The organism is Pseudomonas sp., assembly GCF_049645325.1.
Classification (GTDB): domain Bacteria; phylum Pseudomonadota; class Gammaproteobacteria; order Pseudomonadales; family Pseudomonadaceae; genus Aquipseudomonas.
The window spans coordinates 1-5,899 of record NZ_JBARTQ010000019.1 but is presented as its reverse complement, the minus strand read 5'-3'; the positions used below and the strand labels follow the sequence as shown (position 1 = coordinate 5,899).

At 61.0% G+C, this 5,899-nt stretch carries 5 protein-coding genes; all 5 read left to right on the top strand.

Annotated elements, in window-relative coordinates; genetic code table 11:
- Positions 1 to 79 precede the first annotated feature (79 nt).
- The 5 genes from WBB95_RS00540 to WBB95_RS00520 all read left to right on the top strand — a co-directional run bounded on the left by WBB95_RS00540 (position 80) and on the right by WBB95_RS00520 (position 5,866).
- The gene (locus WBB95_RS00540; RefSeq protein ID WP_424485816.1) at positions 80 to 1,612 is read left to right on the top strand and encodes an MBOAT family O-acyltransferase; all 1,533 of its coding nucleotides are present in this window, start codon (positions 80 to 82) and stop codon (positions 1,610 to 1,612) included.
- An 11-nt stretch (positions 1,613 to 1,623) separates the two neighbouring features.
- The gene (locus WBB95_RS00535) at positions 1,624 to 2,799 is read left to right on the top strand and encodes an alginate O-acetyltransferase (protein WP_424485815.1); all 1,176 of its coding nucleotides are present in this window, start codon (positions 1,624 to 1,626) and stop codon (positions 2,797 to 2,799) included.
- Between the two features lie 16 nt (positions 2,800 to 2,815).
- Complete coding sequence (locus WBB95_RS00530) at positions 2,816 to 3,472, top strand: alginate O-acetyltransferase AlgF (RefSeq protein WP_122541747.1); 657 nt, start codon at positions 2,816 to 2,818, stop codon at positions 3,470 to 3,472.
- Between the two features lie 227 nt (positions 3,473 to 3,699).
- Complete coding sequence (locus WBB95_RS00525) at positions 3,700 to 5,151, top strand: mannose-1-phosphate guanylyltransferase/mannose-6-phosphate isomerase (RefSeq protein WP_424485814.1); 1,452 nt, start codon at positions 3,700 to 3,702, stop codon at positions 5,149 to 5,151.
- Positions 5,152 to 5,590: 439 nt separating this feature from the next.
- Positions 5,591 to 5,866 (top strand): DUF3077 domain-containing protein, encoded by a 276-nt coding sequence (locus WBB95_RS00520; RefSeq protein ID WP_424485813.1) that lies wholly within the window; start codon positions 5,591 to 5,593, stop codon positions 5,864 to 5,866.
- The last annotated feature ends 33 nt before the right edge of the window (positions 5,867 to 5,899 follow it).

Here is a 5,899-nt window from a genome sequence, read left to right as displayed (position 1 = left end):
GTACCGCCCTCCCCGAAATCGTGGGGGGTTTGGGGGGGCCGTTGGCCCTTGACTGTTGGTTAAACATGGAGAGATAGGGATGGTTTTCTCGTCCAATGTGTTCCTGTTTTTGTTCTTGCCGATCTTTCTCGGCTTGTACTACTTGAGCGGGCAACGCTATCGCAACCTGCTGCTGCTGATTGCCAGCTATGTGTTCTACGCCTGGTGGCGAGTGGACTTCCTGGCGCTGTTCGCCGCCGTCACGCTGTGGAATTACTGGATCGGCCTCAAGGTCGGTGCAGCCGGCGTGCGCACCAAGCCGGCCCAGCGCTGGCTGTTGTTGGGCGTGGCAGTCGACCTGTGCATCCTCGGCTACTTCAAATACGCCAACTTCGGGGTCGACAGCATCAACGTGATGATGAAGTCGGCGGGCCTGGAGCCGTTCATCCTCACGCACGTGCTGTTGCCGATCGGGATCTCGTTCTACATCTTCGAGTCCATCAGCTACATCATCGACGTGTACCGCGGCGACACCCCGGCCACCCGCAACCTGATCGATTTTGCGGCGTTCGTGGCGATCTTCCCGCACCTGATTGCCGGCCCGGTGCTGCGCTTTCGCGACCTGGCCGACCAGTTCAACAACCGCACCCACACCCTCGATAAATTCTCCGAGGGCTGCACGCGGTTCATGCAGGGCTTCATCAAGAAGGTGTTCATCGCCGACACCCTCGCGGTGGTGGCCGACCATTGCTTCGCCCTGCAAAACCCCACCACCGGCGACGCGTGGCTCGGCGCGCTGGCGTACACCGCACAGCTGTACTTCGACTTCTCCGGCTACAGCGACATGGCCATCGGCCTGGGCTTGATGATGGGTTTCCGCTTCATGGAAAACTTCAAGCAGCCGTACATCAGCCAGTCGATCACCGAGTTCTGGCGCCGCTGGCACATCAGCCTGTCGACCTGGCTGCGTGACTACCTTTACATCACCCTGGGCGGCAACCGTAAAGGCACGCTGACCACCTACCGCAACCTGTTCCTGACCATGCTGCTCGGCGGCCTGTGGCACGGCGCGAACATCACCTACATCGTGTGGGGCGCCTGGCACGGCATGTGGCTGGCGATTGAAAAAGCCATCGGCCTCAACACCGCGCCGCGCAGCTTCAACGTGGTGCGCTGGGCCTTCACCTTCCTGCTGGTGGTGATGGGCTGGGTGATCTTCCGCGCCGAAAACCTGCACGTCGCCGGCCGTATGTACGGCGCGATGTTCAGCTTTGGCGAGTGGTCGCTGTCGGAACTCAACCGCGCCAACCTCACCGGCCTGCAAGTGGCAACCCTGGTGGTGGCGTACGCAACCCTGGCGTTCTTTGGCCTGCGCGACTTCTATGCGAACCGCCCTGCCGAGAAAACCAAACCGGCCGACCCGAGCCTGATCAAGGCCGTACCGGGCGACAACCCGGGCAGCATCCACCAGCCAGGTTTCACCGTGGGCCAGGACGCCGCCGTGCAACCGGCTTACTGGACCGCTGACTGGCCACGCTACGCCATGCGCGCCGCGGTGCTGCTGCTGTTCGTGGCGTCGATTCTGAAACTGTCGGCGCAGAGCTTCTCGCCGTTCCTTTACTTCCAATTTTGAGGGAGCCGACCATGACCCGTTCATTCCGCGTCCTCTATATCGGCCTGTTCCTGGCGGTGCTGCTCGCCCTGGGCGCCTGGTCGATGCGCAGTTTCTTCGGCTTCAGCACCAACGCCGACGCGACGGTGCTCAACGGCCGCTGGACCAAAGCCGTCGAGACCCACTACGACGACGAGTTCCCGATCAAGCGCATCGGCACCAACCTCTGGGCCGCGCTGGACTACAAGCTGTTCAACGAAGGCCGCCCTGGCGTGGTGCTGGGCCGCGATCACTGGTTATACAGCGACGAGGAGTTCAACCCCGCCGTCAATGAAGACCAGAACCTGCAAGGCAACTACGCGCTGGTCGAAGGCGTGCGCCAGAAGCTCAAGGCGCAAGGCATTCAACTGGTGATGGCGATCGTGCCGGCCAAGGTGCGCCTGTACCCGGAGCACCTGGGTGAAGTGAAACCGGCCAGCATCCACGCCAACCTGTACGAGGACTTCCACGCCCGTGTCGCCGCCGACAAGATCATCGCCCCGGACCTGCTCGGCCCGTTGCAACAGGGCAAGCTGGGCGGCAAGCAAGTGTTCCTGCGCACCGACACCCACTGGACCCCGGACGGCGCTGAAATCGCCGCCAAGCAACTGGCCAAGGTGATCGCCGACAAGACCCCGCTCAGCGGCGAGCCGCAGCGCTTCGTGACCGAAGCCGAGAAAACCGAGCCGCACAAAGGCGACCTGCGTCTGTTCCTGCCGCTGGACCCGCTGTTCGAAAACCTGATGCCGCCTAAAGAGCCGTTGGAAAAACGCGTGACGCACCTGGCTGAAACCAAGGGCGACGACGCCCTGTTCACCGACAGCGAAACCCCGGTGGCACTGGTCGGCACCAGCTACAGCGCCAACCCCAATTGGAACTTCGTCGGCGCGCTCAAGCAAGCCTTGCACAGTGACGTCATCAACTACTCCGAAGACGGTCACGGCCCGATCCTGCCGATGCTCAGCTACCTGAAAAGTGATGACTTCAAGAACAGCCCGCCACAGGTGCTGATCTGGGAGTTCCCTGAACGCTATCTGCCCGTCAACAACGAAATCGGTGATGCCGACCCGCAGTGGGTTGCGCAGCTTAAACAAGCCGGTTCGCGCCAACAAAACATGGCACTGAACACCCTTAAAAAATCCGAGACGCCCGACCGGGCGCAAAACTGAAAGAGAGGTAACTCACATGACTTTCACTACTACTCCGCGTCGTCTCGCCAAGACCCTGGCTATCGCTGCCGGCTTGAGCTTCGTATCGATGTCTGCCTTCGCCGGTGGTGACGCCGCGCTCTACGGCCCAACTGCGCCAAAAGGCTCCAGCTTCGTGCGGGTCTACAACGCCAGCAACCAGGAAGTCAGCGCCACCGTCGGCGCGACCAACCTGAGCGACGTTGCACCGCTGGCCAGCAGCGACTTCAGCTTCATGCCTGGCGGTGACTACAGCGCCAAGGTCGGCAGCCAGACCGTGCCGGTCAAACTTGCCGCCGACCACTACTACACCTTGGTCAACAACAGCAGCGGCCAGCCGCAGTTGATCGAAGAACCGCCGTTCAAGAACAAGCAAAAATCCCTGGTGCGCGTGCAGAACCTCAGCGACAAGGCCCTGACCTTGAAGACCGCCGACGGCAAGACCGACGTGGTCAAGTCGGTGGCCGCCAAAGGCCGTGGCGAGCGCGAAATCAACCCGGTGAAGGTGAGCCTGGCGCTGTATGACGGCGACAAGAAAGTCGGCGACGTGAAGCCGGTTGCCCTGGAGCGTGGTGAGGCGGCAGTGCTGTACGTCACCGGCTCGGGTTCGAGCATTTCGCCAGTCTGGGTCAAGCGCCCCGTGTCGACCCGCTGATTAATTTCTCGAATTGACCCACTCCCCTTGTGGAAACAGGGCCCTGTGGGAGCCGGGCTTGCCCGCGATGGCGGTGGTGAATCCAACACCGCTATCGCAGGCAAGCCAGCTCCCACACAAGCCCAGTTCCCACGGGGGCCCTGGAGTCAATTCGGACCGAGACAAAAACAAGAGTGAAACGACAAACCTTCGTAGCTCTGACCCATATCGATTCAAGGAGAAACACCATGATCCCAGTAATCCTTTCCGGTGGTAGCGGCTCACGTCTTTGGCCGCTTTCCCGTAAACAGTTCCCCAAGCAATTCCTGGCCCTGACCGGCGAGCACACGCTGTTCCAGCAAACTCTGGAGCGCCTGGTGTTTGAAGGCATGGACAGCCCGATCGTGGTCTGCAACAAGGACCACCGTTTTATCGTCAACGAGCAACTGAGCACGCGCAAACTCGAATGCCAGCGCATCCTGATGGAACCGTTTGGCCGCAACACCGCGCCGGCCGTGGCGCTGACCGCGATGATGCTGGTCAACGAAGGCCGTGACGAACTGATGCTGGTGCTGCCGGCTGACCACGTCATCGACGACCAGAAAGCCCTGCAACGCGCCCTGGCCCTGGCTACCGTGGCCGCCGAACGTGGCGAGATGGTGCTGTTCGGCGTACCGGCGACCCGCCCGGAAACCGGCTATGGCTACATCAAGTCGACCAACGATTCGTTACTGCCCGAAGGCGTCAGCCGCGTTGAGCAGTTCGTCGAAAAGCCGAATGAAAAACGCGCCGTCGAGTTCGTCAAAAGCGGCGGTTATTTCTGGAACAGCGGCATGTTCCTGTTCCGCGCCAGCCGCTTCCTCGAAGAGCTGAAAAAGCACGACCCGGACATCTACGACACGTGCCTGCTGACCCTGGAACGCAGCGAGCAAGACGCCGACACCGTGACTTTCGACGAAGCCACCTTCGCCTGCTGCCCGGACAATTCCATCGACTACGCCGTGATGGAAAAAACCCAGCGCGCCTGCGTGGTGCCGTTGAGTGCCGGCTGGAGCGACGTGGGTTGCTGGGCCTCGCTGTGGGCAGTGAATGACAAAGACGCCGACGGCAACGTGAGCAAAGGCGACGTGGTGATCCAGGACAGCCGCAACTGCATGATCCACGGCAACGGCAAGCTGGTGTCGGTGATCGGCCTGGACAACATCGTGGTCGTGGAAACCAAGGACGCGATGATGATTGCCCACAAGGACAAGGTCCAGGGCGTCAAGCAGATGGTCAGCACCCTCAACGACCAGGGCCGCAGCGAAACCCAGAACCATTGCGAGGTCTACCGTCCGTGGGGCTCCTACGACTCGGTGGACATGGGCGGGCGCTTCCAGGTCAAGCACATCTCGGTCAAGCCGGGCGCGTGCCTGTCGCTGCAGATGCACCACCACCGCGCCGAACACTGGATCGTGGTCAGCGGCACGGCCGAAGTCACCTGTGATGAAAACGTGTTCCTGCTCTGCGAGAACCAGTCCACCTACATCCCGATCGCCTCGGTGCACCGCCTGCGCAACCCGGGCAAGATCCCGCTGGAGATCATCGAAGTGCAATCGGGCAGCTATTTGGGCGAAGACGATATCGAGCGGTTTGAAGATATCTACGGTCGCTCGACGCCGATTGAGCGTGGCGTGTCGGTGAAAACTATCGCGCAGTAAAACAGTCGTACAAGAAGCCCTCGCCCAGCCCATTGCGTCCCCTATCCGCAGTGAGTTGGGTGGGGGCTTTTTCTTGGGTTTTGCGGTGGCTGTGAGGGCCTCTTCGCGAGCAAGCCCGCTCCCACAGTAGACCGCATTCCAATGGATGTACCCGGTCTACTGTGGGAGCTGGCTTGCCTGCGATGGCGGCCTGAAGCACAACCGCCAGCATTGACCCTTGCCCCCATCCTGCCTATCCTCGCGCCTGTCACGACTCATTCGTGATGAGGTTTGACGGCCTCGGACACTCATAGGACCAAGCACAGCGTTATGGCGACTGTGCGTGGGGCGCTTTCGAGCGCGCCGGGTTCCTATGACCGGTCCGTCAACCTGCGTACAGTTGCCACCCATTCGTTTGACGGCGAAACGTGGCAGCTCCGATTTCCATAGGAGTTTCACCATGTCCAAACAAACCACCCGCACCACCCTCTTCGGCCCCAGCGACCGCAGTGAAGCACCGCTGTTTTGCGTACAATCCGGCATTCCCATCGAGCATGCGCTGGAACATGCCAGTTATGTGCTGGGCACCGCGCGCGTGCTGACCTTGGCGGCTCAAGACCTGTGCACTGAACACCAGAGCTACCTGAATTGGGCCAGCCTGCAATTGGCGGAAACCGGCTTGGCTTTGGTTGAGGCTTGCATAGATGGTTTACAGGCAGACTCTTCTGCTCAGTAAGTAAGTCATCGCAGGCAAGCCAGCTCCCACAGT